General features: G+C 49.3%; 20 protein-coding genes and 2 pseudogenes. 20 read left to right on the top strand and 2 right to left on the bottom strand.

Annotation, left to right across the window (positions count from 1 at the left end):
• The first annotated feature begins 509 nt into the window (after positions 1-509).
• The 11 genes and pseudogenes from LI241_RS09755 to LI241_RS09805 all read left to right on the top strand — a co-directional run bounded on the left by LI241_RS09755 (position 510) and on the right by LI241_RS09805 (position 8,359).
• On the top strand, positions 510-1,331 hold the full coding sequence (locus LI241_RS09755; RefSeq protein ID WP_097770162.1) for a ParA family protein: 822 nt from the start codon (positions 510-512) through the stop codon (positions 1,329-1,331).
• Positions 1,288-2,217: a ParB/RepB/Spo0J family partition protein gene (locus LI241_RS09760; protein WP_227151169.1), complete on the top strand. Its 930-nt coding sequence runs from the start codon at positions 1,288-1,290 to the stop codon at positions 2,215-2,217. Before LI241_RS09755 ends, LI241_RS09760 begins: the two co-directional genes overlap by 44 nt.
• 12 nt (positions 2,218-2,229) lie before the next feature.
• On the top strand, positions 2,230-2,508 hold the full coding sequence (locus LI241_RS09765; protein ID WP_003525137.1) for a DUF5720 family protein: 279 nt from the start codon (positions 2,230-2,232) through the stop codon (positions 2,506-2,508).
• Between the two features lie 32 nt (positions 2,509-2,540).
• Positions 2,541-2,726: a hypothetical protein gene (locus LI241_RS09770; protein ID WP_055224629.1), complete on the top strand. Its 186-nt coding sequence runs from the start codon at positions 2,541-2,543 to the stop codon at positions 2,724-2,726.
• A gap of 69 nt (positions 2,727-2,795) precedes the next feature.
• On the top strand, positions 2,796-3,674 hold the full coding sequence (locus LI241_RS09775; RefSeq protein WP_064786260.1) for a DUF6017 domain-containing protein: 879 nt from the start codon (positions 2,796-2,798) through the stop codon (positions 3,672-3,674).
• A gap of 48 nt (positions 3,675-3,722) precedes the next feature.
• Positions 3,723-4,085 (top strand): hypothetical protein, encoded by a 363-nt coding sequence (locus LI241_RS09780; RefSeq protein ID WP_015527912.1) that lies wholly within the window; start codon positions 3,723-3,725, stop codon positions 4,083-4,085.
• Positions 4,078-4,389, top strand: a complete 312-nt coding sequence (locus tag LI241_RS09785; protein WP_015527911.1) for a DUF5720 family protein — start codon at positions 4,078-4,080, stop codon at positions 4,387-4,389. Before LI241_RS09780 ends, LI241_RS09785 begins: the two co-directional genes overlap by 8 nt.
• A gap of 101 nt (positions 4,390-4,490) precedes the next feature.
• A complete protein-coding gene (locus LI241_RS09790) occupies positions 4,491-4,991 on the top strand; it encodes a PcfB family protein (protein WP_015527910.1) in 501 nt (166 codons plus the stop codon).
• Positions 4,988-6,007, top strand: a pseudogene (locus LI241_RS09795) (type IV secretory system conjugative DNA transfer family protein); the annotation flags it as partial. The gene LI241_RS09790 and the pseudogene LI241_RS09795, both read left to right, overlap by 4 nt.
• A gap of 90 nt (positions 6,008-6,097) precedes the next feature.
• Positions 6,098-7,978 carry a DUF4368 domain-containing protein gene (locus LI241_RS09800; RefSeq protein WP_227151170.1) on the top strand — a complete coding sequence of 627 codons (1,881 nt, stop codon included), beginning with the start codon at positions 6,098-6,100 and terminating at the stop codon, positions 7,976-7,978.
• A gap of 26 nt (positions 7,979-8,004) precedes the next feature.
• A pseudogene (locus LI241_RS09805) lies at positions 8,005-8,359 on the top strand (TnpV protein).
• Positions 8,360-8,478: 119 nt separating this feature from the next.
• Here LI241_RS09805 and LI241_RS09810 read toward each other — a convergent pair.
• On the bottom strand, positions 8,479-8,724 hold the full coding sequence (locus LI241_RS09810; RefSeq protein ID WP_238134956.1) for a helix-turn-helix domain-containing protein: 246 nt from the start codon (positions 8,722-8,724) through the stop codon (positions 8,479-8,481).
• Between the two features lie 214 nt (positions 8,725-8,938).
• Here LI241_RS09810 and LI241_RS09815 point away from each other — a divergent pair, with 214 nt between their 5' ends.
• Positions 8,939-9,445 (top strand): DUF4367 domain-containing protein, encoded by a 507-nt coding sequence (locus LI241_RS09815; RefSeq protein WP_069432549.1) that lies wholly within the window; start codon positions 8,939-8,941, stop codon positions 9,443-9,445.
• 234 nt (positions 9,446-9,679) lie between these two features.
• Here LI241_RS09815 and LI241_RS09820 read toward each other — a convergent pair whose 3' ends face one another.
• The gene (locus LI241_RS09820; RefSeq protein ID WP_069432550.1) at positions 9,680-10,654 is read right to left on the bottom strand and encodes an AraC family transcriptional regulator; all 975 of its coding nucleotides are present in this window, start codon (positions 10,652-10,654) and stop codon (positions 9,680-9,682) included.
• 282 nt (positions 10,655-10,936) lie between these two features.
• Here LI241_RS09820 and LI241_RS09825 point away from each other — a divergent pair, with 282 nt between their 5' ends.
• From LI241_RS09825 to LI241_RS09860, 8 genes are all read left to right on the top strand, one after another.
• The gene (locus LI241_RS09825) at positions 10,937-12,682 is read left to right on the top strand and encodes an ABC transporter ATP-binding protein (protein ID WP_069432551.1); all 1,746 of its coding nucleotides are present in this window, start codon (positions 10,937-10,939) and stop codon (positions 12,680-12,682) included.
• 7 nt (positions 12,683-12,689) lie between these two features.
• Entirely contained in the window at positions 12,690-14,423 is a 1,734-nt protein-coding gene (locus LI241_RS09830) for an ABC transporter ATP-binding protein (protein ID WP_147571859.1), read from the top strand.
• Between the two features lie 173 nt (positions 14,424-14,596).
• Positions 14,597-14,998, top strand: coding sequence for a manganese efflux pump MntP family protein (locus LI241_RS09835; protein WP_238134961.1), 402 nt, complete (start codon positions 14,597-14,599; stop codon positions 14,996-14,998).
• A 27-nt stretch (positions 14,999-15,025) separates the two neighbouring features.
• Positions 15,026-15,256, top strand: a complete 231-nt coding sequence (locus LI241_RS09840) for a FeoA family protein (RefSeq protein WP_054325777.1) — start codon at positions 15,026-15,028, stop codon at positions 15,254-15,256.
• The gene (gene feoB, locus LI241_RS09845; RefSeq protein WP_147571858.1) at positions 15,253-17,277 is read left to right on the top strand and encodes a ferrous iron transport protein B; all 2,025 of its coding nucleotides are present in this window, start codon (positions 15,253-15,255) and stop codon (positions 17,275-17,277) included. Before LI241_RS09840 ends, feoB begins: the two co-directional genes overlap by 4 nt.
• A 15-nt stretch (positions 17,278-17,292) precedes the next feature.
• The gene (locus LI241_RS15985; protein WP_069432554.1) at positions 17,293-17,544 is read left to right on the top strand and encodes a FeoC-like transcriptional regulator; all 252 of its coding nucleotides are present in this window, start codon (positions 17,293-17,295) and stop codon (positions 17,542-17,544) included.
• A 10-nt stretch (positions 17,545-17,554) separates the two neighbouring features.
• Positions 17,555-17,926 carry a metal-dependent transcriptional regulator gene (locus LI241_RS09855; RefSeq protein ID WP_147571857.1) on the top strand — a complete coding sequence of 124 codons (372 nt, stop codon included), beginning with the start codon at positions 17,555-17,557 and terminating at the stop codon, positions 17,924-17,926.
• 479 nt (positions 17,927-18,405) lie between these two features.
• A complete protein-coding gene (locus LI241_RS09860) occupies positions 18,406-18,819 on the top strand; it encodes an RNA polymerase sigma factor (RefSeq protein ID WP_147571856.1) in 414 nt (137 codons plus the stop codon).
• Positions 18,820-18,895 lie beyond the last annotated feature (76 nt).

Genomic DNA, 18,895 nt, shown 5'->3' on the forward strand with positions numbered 1-18,895 from the left:
TCAAAGCAGCTCGTCGCGCTCCGCAGTTCAGCAAGCGATAATCGACTGCTCAGACTATATCAAAATGGTTCAAAAAGCCCGGAAAATCAAGGTTTTCCGGGCTTTTGCTATATCTAAACGGGCTGATATGGTTTGACCTCATTTGACCAAACGAGAGCCGTTTTCACCCAATTTTTAGTGGTCCGCAAGTGGTTAACTGGCCAAAAAGAGGGCGAAAAGAGGGGTAAGTGGTTCCCAAAGTGGTTAACCGAGAGCCGATTTTGGGGGTGCTTTTCAGCCCTCCTTCCCCTCGTTTTTTGGCTGTGGCAGTTTGGCATAGTTTGAGCTAATTTGAATAATTGAATATGAATTTGATGTAGCACACAGATCATAAATGACTGGGTGCTTTTTTCATTTCAGGAACTCGTATTCCGGCGATAGAAAGAGCCGTCACTTCACTTTTTATTTTGGAGTGGCGGCTTTTTCTATTTCCAGAAGCAACAGCAACAATTAGAAATGAGGTGAAGTTAATGAACACGCAAATCATTGCCATTGCCAACCAGAAAGGCGGCGTTGGCAAGACAACGACCTGTGCCAACTTGGGAATCGGGCTGGCGCAGGCCGGAAAGAAAGTCCTGCTGATCGACGGGGACCCGCAAGGGAGCCTGACAATCAGCCTGGGCCATCCCCAGCCGGACAAGCTGCCCTTTACGTTGTCAGACGCTATGGGGCGTATCCTGATGGATGAGCCGCTTCGTCCCGGCGAGGGTATCCTGCACCACCCAGAGGGTGTAGACCTGATGCCTGCGGACATCCAGTTATCCGGTATGGAGGTATCCCTGGTAAACGCCATGAGCCGTGAGACTATCTTGCGGCAATATCTGGACACGCTGAAGGGGCAATACTCCCATATCCTCATCGACTGCCAGCCCTCCCTGGGCATGCTCACAGTCAATGCGCTGGCCGCTGCGAACAGGATCATCATTCCCGTTCAGGCGGAGTATCTGCCCGCCAAAGGGCTGGAACAGCTGCTCTCCACGGTAAACAAGGTAAAGCGGCAGATCAACCCCAAGCTCCAGATAGACGGTATCCTGCTGACGATGGTGGACAGCCGAACCAACTTTGCCAAAGAGATCTCCGCGCTCCTGCGGGAGACCTATGGCAGCAAGATCAAAGTATTCGGCACAGAGATTCCGCACTCTGTCCGGGCAAAGGAAATCAGTGCAGAGGGAAAAAGTATTTTCGCCCACGACCCTGGCGGCAAAGTGGCAGAGGGGTATCGAAATCTGACGAAGGAGGTGTTGAAACTTGAAAAGCAGCGCGAAAAAAATAGAGCTGGCCTCGGTAGATGATCTGTTCTCCACCGAAGAAGGCCGTCAGGATGCAAAGCTGGAAAAGATTCAGGAGATTCCGCTGTCTGAGCTGCATCCCTTTAGGAACCACCCATTCAAAGTCAAGGATGACGAAGCCATGATGGAGACCGCTGACAGTATCAAGCAGTATGGCGTTCTGGTTCCGGCGATTGCTCGACCGGACCCAGAGGGCGGTTATGAGCTGGTAGCCGGACACAGGCGGCGCAGAGCCAGTGAGCTGGCAGGCAAGGAGACCATGCCGGTCATTGTTCGGAATTTGGATGATGATGCCGCCACGATCATTATGGTTGACAGCAACTTGCAGCGAGAAAGCTTGCTCCCAAGTGAAAGAGCCTTTGCCTACAAGATGAAGCTGGATGCCATGAAAAGACAGGCTGGCAGACCGAGTAAAGAAAATGTGTCCCAAGTTGGGACACAAAAGCGATCAGACCAGTTGCTTGCTGAACAGGTGGGGCAAAGTCGAAATCAAATTCAGCGCTATATCCGTCTGACAGAGTTAATTCCTGAATTGATGGATATGGTGGATGAAAAGAAGATTGCCCTGAACCCTGCCTATGAGCTGTCCTTTCTCAAAAAGGAAGAACAGGTAGACCTGCTGGACGCGATGGACAGCGAACAGGCTACCCCTTCTCTTTCTCAAGCCCAGCGGCTCAAGAAATACAGTCAGGAGGGGCATCTGACCCTCGATATGATGCGTGTCATCATGGGTGAGGAAAAGAAAAGCGATCTGGACCGAGTGACATTTACCTCTGACACCTTGCGGAAGTATTTCCCTAAAAGTTATACGCCCCAGCGGATGCAGGAAACTATTATCAAGCTGCTGGAACAGTGGCAGAAAAAACGCCAGAGAGATCAGGAACGATGAAAGGAGCCGCCTATGAGGGATATTTCAGCCCGCGAGCTGAAAGGACACAACATTCTTGCCGTGGAGCGTTTTCAGGATAACACCCGCTGGATGATTGAGTTTTCCGTCCTGCGTCCCAGCACAGCTTACGGTAGCCCCGGAGAGGAAATACGACTGTTTTTGACTGAGGACGGGTATCAGGCCGCCCTGCAAAGCCAGCAGCGTCGGGAGATCAAGATCAAGCGTTACGCTCGTGTGATTGAGGGACATATCCTCGATTTCAAACCGGGAAAACACCGCCGCCACTCATAAACAAATCATTACTGCGAAAGGAAAGGATTGAAATGTGTACTGTAAAGGAAATCCGGGAAGCAATCCGGGAGGATTGCCATTCCCAGCATGGTATGGAATTTATAGAGATTGACCGTGTTCTGCAAACTCTGCCATTCTCTCAGGGAAATGACCTGTTGGACAGACCGCCCATTCCCAAGCGCCCCTACCGGCGCAGAAAAAGTGAACAAAACAGCTAACTGCCACAATTCTTTTTACAGGATTGTGGCTTTTTTCATACCCTGAGAAATTTGGAAGGAGTGAGGTCAATGGCCGTATTTCGCATTGAACGAACCAGAGATTATACCGTGATGAGCAATCACCATTTACGCAACGGGAAACTGTCCCTGAAAGCCAAGGGGCTGCTTTCCATGATGCTGTCCTTACCGGAGGACTGGAACTATACCACCAGAGGGCTTGCCGCCATCTGCAAAGAGGGCGTGGACGCTATCGGCGGCGCGCTGCGGGAGCTGGAAACTGCCGGGTACATTGTCCGCCATCAGCTGCGAGACCGGCAGGGTCGGATCAGCGATACCGAGTATGTTATCTACGAGCAACCACAGCCGAAGAACCCGGATACGCCCCAGCCGGATACGGCTTCACCAGATACGGAAAACCCGGATATGGTAAAACCGGATACGGAAAAGCCCACAGAATTAAATATAGAGAAATCAAATACAGAAAAAACAATTACTTATGGATCAAGTACCGATTCTATTCCCTTCCGGGAGCCAGCGGCAGCACAGCTGCCGGAACGGAAAGGAAGGGATGCGATGTCTGTCTCAGAGATGGAAAGTTATCGGGATTTGATTCTGGAGAACATCGAGTATGACCACCTGTGCCGGGAGTTTACCACCTACCGGGAGGACCTGGACGAGATTGTGGAGCTGATGGTGGAGACCGTCTGCGCCAAGCGGAAAACCACCCGGATCGCTGGCAGCGACTTCCCCCATGAGGTGGTCCGCTCCCGTTTTTTGAAGCTGGATTGCTCCCACATCGAGTTTGTCATGGAATGCCTGCGGAACAATACCACCGAAATCCGCAACATGAAGCAGTATCTGCTTGCGGTGCTGTTTAATGCGCCGACCACGATCAGCAACCACTACACCGCACAAGTCAACCACGATATGTACGCAGGCGGCTGGTAAACAGCCGCTTTTCTGCTACCCGAAAACACCGGGAGAAAGGATTTTGCCATGAAACGACCTCTTGCCTACATTACGGCTCCCTGGAGCAACAGCCAGTATGAGAACGCCGAGAGCGCTGCGGCCTACTGTCGTCAGGTGTACGACGCTGGGTATTCGCCCATCTGCCCGGTGCTGTTCCTGCCTACCTTCCTCAAGGACGAGATTCCCCAGGAACACAAGGACGGGCTGGATATGGCGCGGGACTACCTGCGCCGGTCCCATGTGCTGGTGGTCTGCGGCCACGGCATCGACGAGACCGTGAAGAATGACATTGCCACCGCCGAGCGCCTGCGGATCACCGCCACCACCCTGGACGGTATCCTGACCGTGAAGGGGCAGGGACGCGGGAAAGGAGGCGCACGCCATGCCTGAGCGTAAGACCGTGGGCCAGCTGATGGAGGAAATGCGCCTCAAAGCCGGGGCGCAGAACTACCACGGCCATGAGTACATGGATTTGGAGCGGTTTGCCGATGACACCCGGCACATGATTATCTTCGATGTGCTGACCGACGATTCCCCGGTGGGCTGGAAAGGTGAACGGACCCGCCTATTTCTGACGGAGGCCGGATACCAGAAAAGCCTGGAGAACCAGGAAAAGGGCCACATCAAGATTCTCAGCCATGCCAAAGTGCGCCAGGGCCATCTGTACTATGACCGCTCCGACCAGCTGCGCTGAAAGGAGCCTGCCATGCTGAAATACCTGCTGCGGCGGTTGGTGGTCCCGCCTTAGTATCAAGTGCCACCCCTGCAAAATCCGTGGAAAGGAGGCGATGACCTATGCAGGAGGAAGTGGAAAACAGGACTTTGACGCTGGTAGTCAGCGGAACAAAGTTTACCGGGCGGTTGATGAAAGCCGCCATCACCAAGTACCTTGCCCACCGCAAGGAAAAGAAGCTGCAAAAGCAGAAAAGCCGGGATACCCCCGTGATTCCCCACGGCAAGCAGACGGTGAAGCAGCTGATCGGCCAGAATCAGGGCGTTTCCAACATCGAGATCACCGACCCCTCCATCAAGGAGTTTGAGAAGATCGCCCGGAAATACGGCGTGGACTATGCGGTGAAGAAGGACCGCAGCAGCTCCCCACCCAAGTACCTGATCTTTTTCAAAGGTCGTGATGCGGATGCGCTGACAGCAGCCTTTACCGAGTACACCGGCAAAAAGGTCAAAAAAGCAGAGAAAACAGAGCGTCCGTCTGTGCTGGCAAAGCTGAACCAGTTCAAAGAGCTGGTCAAAAATGCCGTGGTGGACCGCACCAAGCGAAAGGAGCTGGAACGATGAAAAAGCAGCTTGACATCAAAAAGCTCCTGATTTTGAACCTGCCGTATCTCCTGATGGGCTTGTTTGCCACCAACTTCGGGGAGGCATGGCGCATGGTGCAGGGCGCGGACGCTTCCCAAAAGGCGCTCTCCCTGATTTCTGTCTTGCCGGTGGCGCTGGCAAGCTGGTGGCCCAGCCTGCACCCGCTGGATTTACTGGTGGGCCTGTGCTGTGGCGCTGGTCTGCGGCTGGCGGTGTATCTGAAAAGCAAAAATGCAAAGAAATACCGCCACGGCATGGAGTATGGTTCTGCCCGATGGGGAACCCACGAGGACATTGCCCCTTATGTGGACCCGGTATTCCAGAACAATGTGATTCTGACGAAAACCGAGAGCCTGACCATGAACAGCCGCCCGAAAGACCCCAAGACTGCCAGAAACAAAAATGTGCTGGTCATCGGCGGCTCCGGTTCCGGTAAGACCCGATTCTGGCTGAAACCCAACCTGATGCAGATGCACAGTTCCTATGTTGTGACGGACCCGAAAGGAACAATTCTTGTGGAGTGCGGAAAAATGCTCCAGCGGGGCGCGCCCAAGCTGGGGAAAGACGGAAAGCCCATGAGGGATAAGCACGGCAAGGTCATTTATGAGCCGTACCGAATCAAGGTCCTAAATACAATCAACTTCAAGAAGTCCATGCACTATAACCCTTTCGCCTATATCCATAGCGAAAAGGACATCTTGAAGCTGGTAACAACGCTGATCGCCAATACCAAAGGCGAAGGCAAGGCCGGAGACGATTTCTGGGTAAAAGCAGAAACCTTGTTGTACTGCGCGCTTATTGGCTATATCCACTATGAAGCTCCGGTGGAGGAGCAAAACTTCTCCACCCTCATCGAGTTCATCAACGCCATGGAAGTCCGGGAGGATGACGAGGAGTTCAAAAATCCCGTAGACCTGATGTTTGATGCACTGGAATCGGAAAAGCCAAACCACTTCGCAGTGCGGCAGTATAAGAAATATAAGCTGGCAGCCGGTGATATATGCTCTAAGTGACTTCTTAATCATGATTTTGTCATGGTTAGTGAAGCAATCACTTAGAGCATTTTTGTTTCAGGAGGTACAGCTATGAGAAACGAAAAAATCACCCCACTGTACGAGCGCCTGAGCCGGGACGATGAGTTACAGGGCGAGAGCAACTCCATATCCAACCAAAAACAGATGTTAGAGGATTTTGCCCGCCGGAACGGGCTGCCCAACCCTACGCACTTTACCGATGATGGTATCTCAGGCACCCGTTTTGACCGCCCCGGATTTTTGGCAATTATGGAAGAAGTGGAGGCAGGGCGTGTAGAGGCAATCGTCATCAAGGACATGAGCCGGTTAGGACGCGACTATCTGAAGGTCGGTCAAGTTATGGAGATTTTGCGGCAGCGAGGCGTTCGTCTGATTGCCATCAACGACGGTGTGGACAGTCTGAAAGGCGATGACGATTTTACCCCGTTCCGCAACATTATGAATGAATTTTACGCCCGTGATACCAGCCGGAAAATCCGCTCTGTGTTTAAGTCAAAAGGCATGAGTGGCAAGCACCTGACCGGCACTGTGATTTACGGCTACTTATGGGACGAAAAACGGGAGCATTGGCTGGTAGATGAGGAAGCTGCCGAAGTGGTACGCCGTATATTCTCCCTCACGCTGGAGGGATATGGGCCTTACCAGATCGCCTGCAAATTATCCACAGACCGGATTGAAATTCCTGTCGTACACCTTGCCCGCTTCAACGAGGGTGTGAACCGTTCAAAGCCGGTCAAAGACCCACATGGATGGGGATCATCTACCATCGTGAACATTTTGAAAAAACGAGAGTATTTAGGGCATACCATCAATTTCAAGACCCGCAAGCACTTTAAGGACAAGAAAAGCCACTATGTTTCTGAGGACGAATGGACGATCTTTGAGAATACTCATGAAGCCATTATCGACCAGCAGACCTTTGATTTGGCGCAGAAAATCCGCAGCAATGTACGGCGCTATCCAAACGGCTGGGGCGAAGCGGCTCCCCTCACAGGCTTGCTCTATTGTGCCGATTGCGGCGGCAAGATGTATGTCCACCGCACCAACAATGGCAAGCGGGTTTCTCAATATACCTGTTCCAATTATACCAAAGTTCCGTGTGGGACACTATGCCCTACACAACACCGTATCAATGAGAGTGCTGTCCTGACATTGGTTTCCGACACGCTCCGGGCTATCGCTGAATATTCGAGAAATGACCGGACGGAATTTATTCACACTGTTCAGGAGATGCAGGTTGCTCAACAGAGTGCCGATATATCGAAAAAGCGCAGGCGTCTGGCTGCTGCCCAAAAGAGAGCCGGAGAACTGGAAAAACTGATTTGCAAAATCTATGAGGACAATGCCCTCGGCAAGCTGCCGGATGCACGATATAAGGCGCTTGATGCACAGTATGCCAAAGAGCAGGATGCACTTGAGATTGAAATTGCAGAGCTGGAAAAGGCTGTTACCGGCTATGAGCAGAGCCAGAAATCCGCAGAGAAATTTATAGCCCTAATTGATAAGTATGAGAATTTTGACACTCTGACAAACACCATGCTCAACGAGTTTATAGAGAAAATCCTTGTCCACGAACGCGCCCGAAAAGGCAGCCAGGACACCACGCAGGAAATTGAAATCTACTTCAATTTTTTAGGGCGCTATATTCCACCATCCTTACAGCCAGTTCCTTTAACCCCGGAGGAACAGGAAGAATTGCGGAAAAAAGAAGAACGCAAGGACAGGCTCCATCAGAACTATTTGAAGCGGAAAGCCAGCGGCGCACAGAAACTGTATGAGGACAAAATCAAGGCGAAGAAAAAAGCGGAAATGGACGCTAAGAAAGCCCTGATCCGGGCTGAGGATATGAAAAAAGGTGTTTTTTCTACTATCGGTCAGCTACCAAAAGAAGAACCGCGCAAAGGCAGCATAGCAGCCAGCGCAGCAGTCTAATCATCACGAAGCAAAGGAGAATGAATATGAGTAAGTTGACTTACATTCGTTGTGGAGATTATGATATACCCAACCTAAAACTTTCTGAACAGCCGGAAACTTCTATCGGCAAGTACGGCAGAATGCGAAAATCCTACCTAAAGGAACATCGCCCCATTCTCTACAACCATCTGCTGATGAGCGAGAAACTGTATCCACACCTGTTAGAGATTGACCGGGCGGCGCGGGAACGGATGGAAGCCATGCTGCCCCGGATGATGGAGGCGGCGGGCATCACCGAGGAACTGAAAGCCCGTGCCCCCCCTGCGCTGGGTGGGGCTGATGAACACGCTGAAAGCGCAGGCAGAGGAAATTGTTTTGTCAGAAATAATCTTCAACTAATTTGGAAAATTGGAAAAAGTAAAATGGCTGTGTTCGTTAAAAACGAAGAAACCATATCTTCTGCAATACATTTCTCCAACAAAAAAACTCCGGTACATCCCAAACGGTTGTATCGGAGTTTATGGATCAAGATGGTAATCGTCAAATAGCGGCGACTGGAAGAAGTCGCACAGGGTAATGCCCAGTCCCTGGCACATTTCATGGATGATCCGTAGCTTCACGGATTCATACGAACAGTTGATAACGTTCCCTATGGTTGATTTCGGAACCCCGCTTTTCATAAAAAGCTGGTACTGTGTCATGTTCCGTTCTGAAAGAAGTTCTGTCAGTCGTTTACTCACGGCTTCATTTAGCTGCATCCGCATCACCACCAATCCCTGTCACTGTACTAATTATTATATGGCGGTACGTTGGAAATTTAGTCCCTGTGCCTGTACTAATTGAATGTTTTGTAGTAGAATGTTTGTGTTGTCAGGAAGATGGTGATTATAAAACTTGTGCGTCATGGGAGCGGCAAGGGGCACATCATCCATCATAAACGAGTTGGTGTTCTGAACACACAAAACAGGGAGGCGTGGTATGAACAAAAAGAAAATAATCGGATTAGCCGGTGCTGTCGTGGTCTGTATTCTGGTCTTTGTATTTATCGTGATAAGAGGCAAATCACCAAATCCAGCAGAGAACCCGGAGGAAATGTTGGGACGGATTGAAAACGCTTTAGGAGATGAGTACAAGAAGCAATCCATGACGGAATTAGTTGCCACCCTCAAATATGGAGACGAGGAGGGCAATGAGATCAACTATTACATACTCAAAACCACCTATTATGAAGCCGATCCTGCGGAAATAACGGGACTAAACACAGAGGCAATCAAACGAATCGTTAATCCTGACCGGGCCGATTCCTGCCAGAAAATGAAAATTCAGGATTGGGACGCTGCCCTTTATGAAAGAGGGGAACTATCCTACCTGTGCTGGACATATTCGCCGGAGGTGAGCTATATCCTGGAATATAGCCCCTATGCGTTTGCGGATGAAGAAATCATAAAAATGGCGGAAAGTGCAAAGCCCATAAATGAAGAATAGACAGACGCCGGACACGGCGGCCCGCTGGCCGTTGCATCCGGCGTCTTTATTATGGCTTGTTTCTATGCATTTAGAACCCCAATACGGCGGCAACGGGATAAAGAATACCGCCGCCCCAGCAACCACGCCGGAAAAGCCTTGAAATTTCAGTCGTTTTCAGGCTCTAAATGCGTAGGTTGGCGGGCTGTTTGGACATAGCAAAGCCCCGGCAGCGTGGCCGGGGCCTGATGATCTTTACTTAATTCCATGAAGATTCCTGTATTCCCTGGGGCCGAGGCCATAGGCTTTCTTGAACAATTTTGCAAAGTGGCCGGAATTGTGATACCCGACTTTAGCCGCAATCGTAGCAATTCCATAATCAGAATTTTTTAGCAAAATCAGCGCCTGGTTTAACCGCAATTCCTTGAGATATTCATACGGCGTTGTCCCATAATACTTCCGAAATGCCAGTTGATACCGGGCTGTACTCATACCCGCTATCTGGGCAAGTTCTTCCCCTGTCGGGTATGCGGCCAGATCATTTTTCATCACCGTTACCGTTTTTCTTAAATTGCGGATGTCCTTATAATCCAGCTTTACAGAAATATGTTTTTGTTCCTGCTCCATGCCTTTCACAACAAGAGAAAGAAGCTCCATTACTTTGCTTTCCAGATAGATTTTCAGCGTATGCCCCTCTGCCTGACAATCCCGTATCTGCTGGAACACAAAGTTGAGTTCCGGCAGGCTGGGGTTTTTGAGAATGTAATCCCTTGCAGAGTTGAGAAGTTCGGCGTTGTTCCTGTCATGCAGCCGAAAATAAGTATTGAAGTATTTGGGCGATAGGATCACTTTCGTAAAACGAACAGGCTTCCCGCCCTCGCAATAGGTGTAAGTTTTCTTCTGTGTGTTTAGATAGCAATAAATCCCCTTATCCACCTGATTCTTTTTCCGTCCACCAATCTTGAAAGAACTGCTGTCCGTTTCAAACTGGCTGATCTCCATATAGTCCTCTGAAATTTCAGTGATCTTTTCAAAGGTGTCCTTGGGCGTATAGTCACCAATCAAAATCAAAAGAAGATCGTCCTCAAACTCGATCAGTTGGAACGTGCCGTTTCCGTATTCGGAAAGCATACGGTAGAAAAAAACACCGTCGCCGCAAAGCTCCTGCACCCTTGCAAAGTGCATGGCTTCGGGGAGCTGTAACAAATAGTCAATTACAGATGGAACCATTGTACCGCCGCCTCCTTTCTCTACTTGATAGTATATCATACCGGCTTTCTGCGCGCCACTTTAAAAAAAGGTGACAATCCAATATTTATCGGTCACGATTTTATAAAATATATGAAACAAAAACGCTGAAAACCATAGAAATATCAGCACTTTCAGCGTTTTTCAAAATGCAAACAGTAAAGCGGGGTGGCTATTGAAATTTCCACTTCGTGCGGGTAAAGTAGATTGTGTCAGGTTAGCAAAATCTAACTGGCACATTTCAAAGAAAGGGGTATCGTTTCGATGGAACAAAAACGAACCGGATTATCATACGTTTTTACTCTTGCGAAAGAGGAGCGCGGCAAGTTAAGCCTTGGGATGCTGCTGGCGGTCTTTTCGTCGGCCCTGTCTTTCGTCCCGTATTTGGTAGTCTACCAAATCCTGCTTCTGATAATCAAGCAGGAGGTGACGCTTCCCGCAATGCTTGGTTGGGCCGGAATCGGCATTGCCGCAGCAGTCTTACAGGCAATCCTGACATCCTTTGCCGGTATCTGCTCTCATACGGCGGCTTTCAACACCATGCACAGAATCAAGGTCAGAGTATTGGAGCATATGTCCAAATTCAACCTTGGATTCTTTCAGGAACACGCGCCCGGACAGATCAAAACAACCTTGTTTGATGATGTGGACAGGATTGAAACCTTTCTGGCCCACAGCACTTTGGAACTGGCCCAGGCAATCGTCGTTCCTCTGATGATGTTCATTTTCATGCTGCGGCTGAACTGGATTATGGCGCTTATCATGCTGGTTCCTATGATCTTGGGGATTGCAATTCCGATGGCCCTCATGGGGCGCTACCCGGATTTGACGGACGAGTTTGCAGGCGATACGGAAAAGCTGAACGCTTCCGCAAATGAATTTATCACCGCTATGCCGGTTATCAAAATGTATCACCTTACAGCCGAAAAATTTGAGCAGTACCGAAATTCCTTGAAGATATATACAGACTGTTGGATTAAGATGTGTGAATCGTCCTGCAATCCGCTGTCTATCGCTCTTGTGGTTTTGGATTCTGCCATTCTGTTCACGCTGCCGGTGGGCGGTTGGCTGTATCTGCGTGATTCGCTGTCTGCGGCATCGTATCTTCTCTTTATTCTGCTGACTATGTGCTTTTTCACGTCTTTCCTGAACATGGTGACGATTGCTATGCAGTCTATGGAGCTGGGCAGCGGCCTTGATAATGTGAAGAAGATCATGGATATGGAAACCATGAAAAGCGGACAGCAAACCCTTTCCAAAACCGGCTGTTATGGTATTGACTTTGACAATGTGACCTTTAACTACACACAAGGCGGAAAGGATGCGTTGTCCGACGTTGATATTCATTTGGAACCGGGCAGCTTAAATGCTTTTGTCGGCCCGTCCGGTGCTGGCAAGACGACGGCGGTACAGCTCCTTGGCCGCTATTGGGACGTGAGCAGCGGGACAATCAAGATTGGCGGCGTCCCGGTTACAGAACTTCAAACCGAAAATCTTTCTGACTTAACCGCGTTTGTATTCCAGGATGTATTTCTTTTGGAGGACACGCTTCTTGAAAATATCCGTATGGGAACAGATGCTACCGAGGAACAGGTACGCCAGGCGGCAAAGGCGGCGCAGATTGACGATTTCATTATGAGCCTGCCGAAAGGATACGCAACGAGAATAGGCGACGAGGGAGTGAAATTATCCGGCGGCCAGCAGCAGCGGATTTCGATTGCGCGGGCCATTTTGAAAGACGCGCCTATCGTTGTTTTCGACGAGGCAACTTCCTATTCAGACATTGAGAACGAACACAAAATACAGCTTGCACTCCAAAACCTCCTGCGAGGAAAGACCACGATTATGATTGCCCACAGGCTTCATACCATCCGCAATGCGGATAAAATTTTTGTCTTTCAGGATGGAAAAGTTGTCGAACAGGGAACGCATGATGAACTGATCGCCAGCGGAAGTACATACAGCCATATGTGGGACACCTATACAAGAGAAACTATCGGGGAGGAGTGAAAAGACTATGTTACGCAGTATTCAGAAATTGATTGGTGACAAACGAAAGCAGTTGATATTTCCTGTTTTCCTTATGTCACTGGACGCCATCGGAAGCCTTGTCATGTACCTTATGCTGTATTTTACCGTAATTCATCTCCTGAACGGTTCTCTGACAGGTGGGCTTGTACGAAACTATACCATTGTATGCCTTATCAGTATAATTCTCCGGCTGATTATTTACCGCAGCGGCTATTTTCTCTGCTTTTCCAGAGGGGCCGAAATGTGCAGCGGCCTACGCTTGGATTTGGCAAACCATTACCGTTCTCTAAGCCTTGGCTATTTTAATCAAAACAGCAGCGGGTATCTGCTTAGTACACTGACAAAGGATTTAAGCAATTTTGAACTTGTATTGACCCATACGCTGCCCTCTATCGTCAAAACATTGGTCATGGGCTGCCTGATCTTGGTTGGAACCTTTTTTATCAACTGGAAACTGGCGTTGGCCGAGTGCGTGGTAATTCTGATCGCGTTGCCGGTTTTGAATTGGGGCAACCGGCTTGTAGAGAAGTACGGAACGATCAAGCGTGATCTGACTTCTAAAATGATCTCTATTGTTCTGGAATACATCAAGGGCATGAAAGTGTTCAAGTCTGCAAATATGACAAGTACGCACTTCACAAGAATGTCTGATACGTTGGAGGACATACGGAAAACCAGCGTACAGGCGGAAGTAAAAACCGCCGCCCCCACAAGTATGTATTCTATCATTGCAAATTTCCTTTTGCCGTTTGTCCTGCTGATTGGAAGCTATCTGTTCCTTGGCGGTACGATTGCTTCTGAACTGCTTGTGGCGTTTATGCTTATGAGCCTTGCGCTTTCTGCGCTGCTGATTGCGTTTGAACATTCGTATAACCTGCTGAAAGAACTGAAACTTGCCACTTCTAATCTGGAACAGGCATTTGACACAAAGCCGCTATCCTACAAAGAAGAAAAGGTAAAGCTCTCGCACTTTGATATTACCTTTGAAAACGTGGACTTCTCCTATAACCAGCAGGCCGATGTTTTACACAATATCAGTTTTCATGCCCCGGAGGGAAGCACTACGGCGCTGATCGGGCCGTCCGGCTCCGGCAAATCTACGGTTGCTAATCTGATCGCCCGGTTTTGGGATGTGACAAAAGGCTGCGTCCGCATTGGTGGGCAGGACATACGGGAGCTAAATCCTGACGGACTTTTGCACTATATCAGTGAGGTATTCCAGGAAAATACTTTGCTGTCCGATACGATTTACAACAATATCAAAGCTGGCCGTGAAGATGCTACCGAACAGGAAGTGATTGCGGCGGCAAAGGCGGCCCATTGTCATGAATTTATCGAAAGACTGCCTAATGGCTATCAGACCCATCTTGCCGAGGGCGGCAACACCCTGTCTGGCGGTGAAAAACAGCGGATTGCTATTGCAAGGGCAATCTTAAAGGACGCGCCTATCCTGCTTTTGGATGAATCAACGGCTTCTCTGGACGCTGACAATGAAGCAAAGATCAATCAGGCGTTAGACCGCCTGATGAAAGGGAAAACCGTTTTCGTGATTGCCCACCGTCTGAACACTATTCAGAACGCAGATCAGATTATTGTGCTGAATCAGGGACGGATTGAAGAAACGGGAACGCATGAAGAACTGTTAAGAAAGAAAGGCCATTACTACGAAATGGTGCAGGAACAGCAGAAAGCAAGAGAATGGATTGTAAAGGGGGCATAAACAGGAGCCGGTAAAGGAGGTGATACCGATGGGGCTACTTGACCTATTACTGGTTGCTGTCGGTCTATCAATGGACGCTTTCGCGGTTTCAGTATGCAAAGGTTTGAATACCAAAATGCACCCAGTAAAAACAGGGCTTGGTAGGGCTATATTTTGGTGGATTCCAGGCGCTTATGCCTACGCTGGGATATATCTGCGGCGGAACAATTCGCCAGTACATTGAAGCGGTTTCCAAATATGTTGCACTGTTTCTTCTGTGCATAATCGGTATCAACATGATTCGAGAAAATCTAAAAGGTGAATGTAAAGAAACAAACGGAGCATTGGGTTTTACTGTTATGGTTCCGACTGCGATTGCTACAAGTATTGACGCTTTTGCTGTCGGCATAACGCTGTCAGCCTTAAATGTAAAAATTATCCCCTCGGCAACACTGATAGGAACCACAACATTCTTAATTGCATTTGTCGGCGTATGGATTGGACACTTTTTCGGAAATCGGTTAGGAAACCGGGCCGGAATATTAGGCGGTGTGATTTTAATTTTAATCGGGGTACGGATTTTTATTATGGGCTGACAGAAAAGAATTGGAGGAATTTAAGAAATGAAAAAATTAAATGAATTGAGTGATGGCTCCTGCGGAAGGGTTGTTGCAATCAACGGGGACGCGCATTTTCAAAGCCGCGTGACCTCCATCGGCCTTACGATTGGCTGCCCTTTTGAAGTGATTCAAAATCCGAAAAAGCGGCCCGTTTTGGTGTACGCAAGGGACACGATGGTTGCCATCAACAAAACGGAATCTGACAAAATCATGGTGGAGGTGACAAAACAATGAGTGAAAAAACGATTGCCCTTTTAGGCCAGCCGAACTCCGGCAAATCAACCTTGTTTAATGGCCTGACTGGTTCCCGTCAGCACGTCGGGAACTGGCCCGGAAAAACAGTGGAGCGCAAGGATGGTTCTTTCGTTCACAAAGATACCACCTATAAAATCATTGATCTTCCGGGAACTTATAGCCTGTCTGCAAATTCGGATGAAGAAGTTGTTACACGGAATTACATAGCCAGTGGGCAGGCAGATGTTGTTTGCATATTGGCTGACGCCTCCCAGCTCAACCGCAGCCTTTTCATGCTGGCTGATTATACCGGGATTCGCGTTCCCGTGGTTCTCCTGCTGAATATGATGGATGTGGCAAAATCGCAGGGGAAGCAGATTGACACCAATGGAATCGCTAAATCCCTGGGCATCCCTGTTGTGCCGCTGGTTGCTGCCGATAAAAAACAGTATGGCACATTTTTCCGTATGTTAGAAAGCATTGATAAAAATGCTTCGACTTTAGACGAAAAGCGCTTGGCGCAGATTTATCAGAATACAATCGGGGCCGCGTTTGACGAGATCAAGGCGCTGCTTCCTGCGGACGGAATCGGCATCTATTCGTCCACATGGTTGACTGCAAAGCTGATAGAACAGGACAAATTGGCGCGTTCTCTTGTGAAAGAAACCGTTGATGCAGGCACTTATACCGCGATTGAAAAGAAGCTGTCCGATGTAAAGGACGGAAACCTTTTGACAGGTGATTGCAAATTCCAGTGGATTGACAAACTTGTAAATGAGAACGTGACCAGCAAGAAGAACAAGCTGCTGCGGAGCCGGTTTGATAAGGCGGCCACAAGCAAACGCTGGGGAAAGCCTATTGCCATTGGCATGATCGTTTTAGGTCTGATCTGCTCTATGGTGATTGGCTTCCCGCTGATGGGGCTTTTCAGCGGGCTTATCAGTGCAATTTCCGTCCCTCTGGCTAACTGGCTGCTGGATATAGGCGCAGCGCCATTCCTTGTATCGCTGCTCTGCAACGCCATTTTGACCGCTGTTTCTTTCGCTCTGCAAATGGCAAGCTATGTGTTCGGAATCAGCCTTGTCTTTGGCCTGATGGAAGATGTCGGCTATATGGCGCGAATCTCCTATGTATTCGATGATACTATGACAAAGCTGGGATTACAGGGCAAAGCAATTATGCCTTTCCTCGTCAGTTTCGGATGCAATATCGGCGGAATCACTGGAACAAGGGTCATTGATTCATGGGGACAGCGTGTTATGACGATTGCCCTGTCCTGGGTAGTCCCCTGCGCTTCTACCTGGGGCGTAGTTGGACTTGTCAGCGGTACGTTCTTCGGAAACGGGGCTGCTGTCGTAGTTCTGGCGTTGTTTGCCGTGGCGTTTTTGCACATCTTTATCACTTATAAGGTGTTTGGCCGGTCTTTGAACAAGGTAGAGGGGCGCACCGGCTTAATTATGGAATTGCCGCCTTACCATAAGCCTCATTGGAAAAGCCTGTTTGGTTCCGTTTTCAGCAAAATGGGAAATGTACTTAGCCGCGCACTCCGTATTATTATTTGCATTTCCGTGATCTTCTGGCTGCTTTCTTACTCGGCGGACGGAAATGTGGCGAACAGTATCATTTACAAGGTAGGAACCTTTATTGAACCTGTGACAAGCCTGTTTGGTTTACCGTGGCAACTGTTTATCGCTTTTGTCGCTTCCGCTATGGGCAAGGAGGCTTCTCTTGGCGTTATGGCTTCCCTGTTTAACACGGGAAGTATTTGGGCGGCTATTGAGCAGTCCGCTACCGTAGACACGGCGGCACTTAGTACAAGTATGCTGTCCGTCATATCCAGACCGGAAGCTCTTGCTTTCCTGTTCGCGTTTTTCTTCAATATGCCTTGCCTGATGGCCTTGACCGCAACAACCCAGGAAACACACTCTATGAAATGGACTGTGCGAATTGCGCTCTATTATGTCCTTACAGCCTTGATTATGGCAACGATTGCGTATCACGTCGGTCTTGTTATTTTCTAAAGGAAAGGAGTTATTGTGCTAATTCAATTATTGGAGTATTTACAAAGCGGGAAAACATACAGCGTTCAGGAGTTGGCTGAACTTCTGCATAAGGACGTAGGGAGCATCCAAGTGGAACTTGAATATTTGGAGAACCAAGGATATATCCGAAAAGTAGCTTATCAAGCCGACTGCAATCATAATTGCAACGGCTGTCATGGCTGCGATCAGCCTACCCCGGCTGCCCCTGATGTCAATATATGGGAAGTTATTAAACGAACCGAATAGGAGAAACAAAATGAAACTGTATGAGTCGGGCGAGGATTATTTAGAGGCCGTACTAATGCTGCAAAAGAAAAATGGTATGGTACGCTCTGTTGACCTTGCCCGGCACATGGAGGTGTCAAAGCCCAGCGTGTGCCATGCAGTGGCTACCTTGCGGGACGGCGGCTTTCTTATGATGGACGAAGATCACTTTCTCCATCTGACCGATGTTGGCCGGGAAGTTGCCGAAAAAATCTACGAGCGTCGCTGCTTCTTTACCGAGCAACTTATCACCGCAGGCGTTGACCCCAAAACTGCGGAGGTCGATGCCTGTCGTATTGAACACATCATCAGCGATGAGAGTTTTGACCGGCTGAAAGAGGCAGCCGAACAAGAGCAAAACTAAAACCGAATAAGCCAAGCGATCCTGCCCCGCAAGACGGGGAAAGAAAAAAACCGTTGCAGGGCAGGCAGCTTCGTGCGCTCATAATGGATTTTCCGGGTACTGCGGCGGTTTTGAGTAACATCAAGGCCGCCGTTTCTTATGCCCTCAACAAAGGAGTGACGCCCATACGTTGACACGGCGGCTTTAGGAGGGAGCCGCCATGAAGCACACTGACCGCCGACAAATTCAGACGATATTTCACTACCGTCAAAAAAAGTCCGGCCACCGGACAGGCCCCGTCTGGCAGCCAGTGCGAAAATTGTCACAATATAACTGAATACCGTGTTTTTTGCGCTCGAATAGCTTCATGCTGTCCGGGCGTTTTTTCATACCTATGGGGCCGGAACATCGGGCCAACATGGCCCGAACCTTGCCCCCGGTGCCGTTCCCCGCCACCTCGTTCAGATTTTCCCGCAAAAATCTGAACGGAGGAAAGGCCGATGGAAGTCACCATCAATTATAACGGACAAGCTGTGACCGTGGAGGTTACGCTGGAAGTCTATGAATTTCTTGACCGGGCCGATCACAAAACGGAGAACCTGTTCCATGAACAGCGGCGGCATTGGGATGGCCGGGAGTTTGACGAGTACATCATTACCACCGAGGGTGTAGGAGCCTACGGCGAAACGCCGGAAGAATACCTTTGCCGTATGGAAACGCTGCATGAGCTGATGGCTGTGCTGGATACCTGTACCGAGGCCCAGCGCCGCCGGTTCCTGTTCTATGCGCTTGACGGGCTGAGCCTTGCAGAGATCGGTGTGCTGTGCGGCTGCTCCAAAGTGGCTGTTTATCAAAGTGTGGAGGCAGTCAGAAAAAAATTTATAAATTTCTTTGAAAACAGGCTTAACGAATGACCTGTTTTCTGGCTACCAAGTGAAAGGGATCATTTCCCTTATCTCAGCGAGGGGCGGACAGCGGACGAGCTGCCCG

The sequence above is a fragment of the Longicatena sp. 210702-DFI.1.196 genome (assembly GCF_020563125.1).
Taxonomy (GTDB): domain Bacteria; phylum Bacillota_I; class Bacilli_A; order Erysipelotrichales; family Erysipelotrichaceae; genus Longicatena; species Longicatena caecimuris.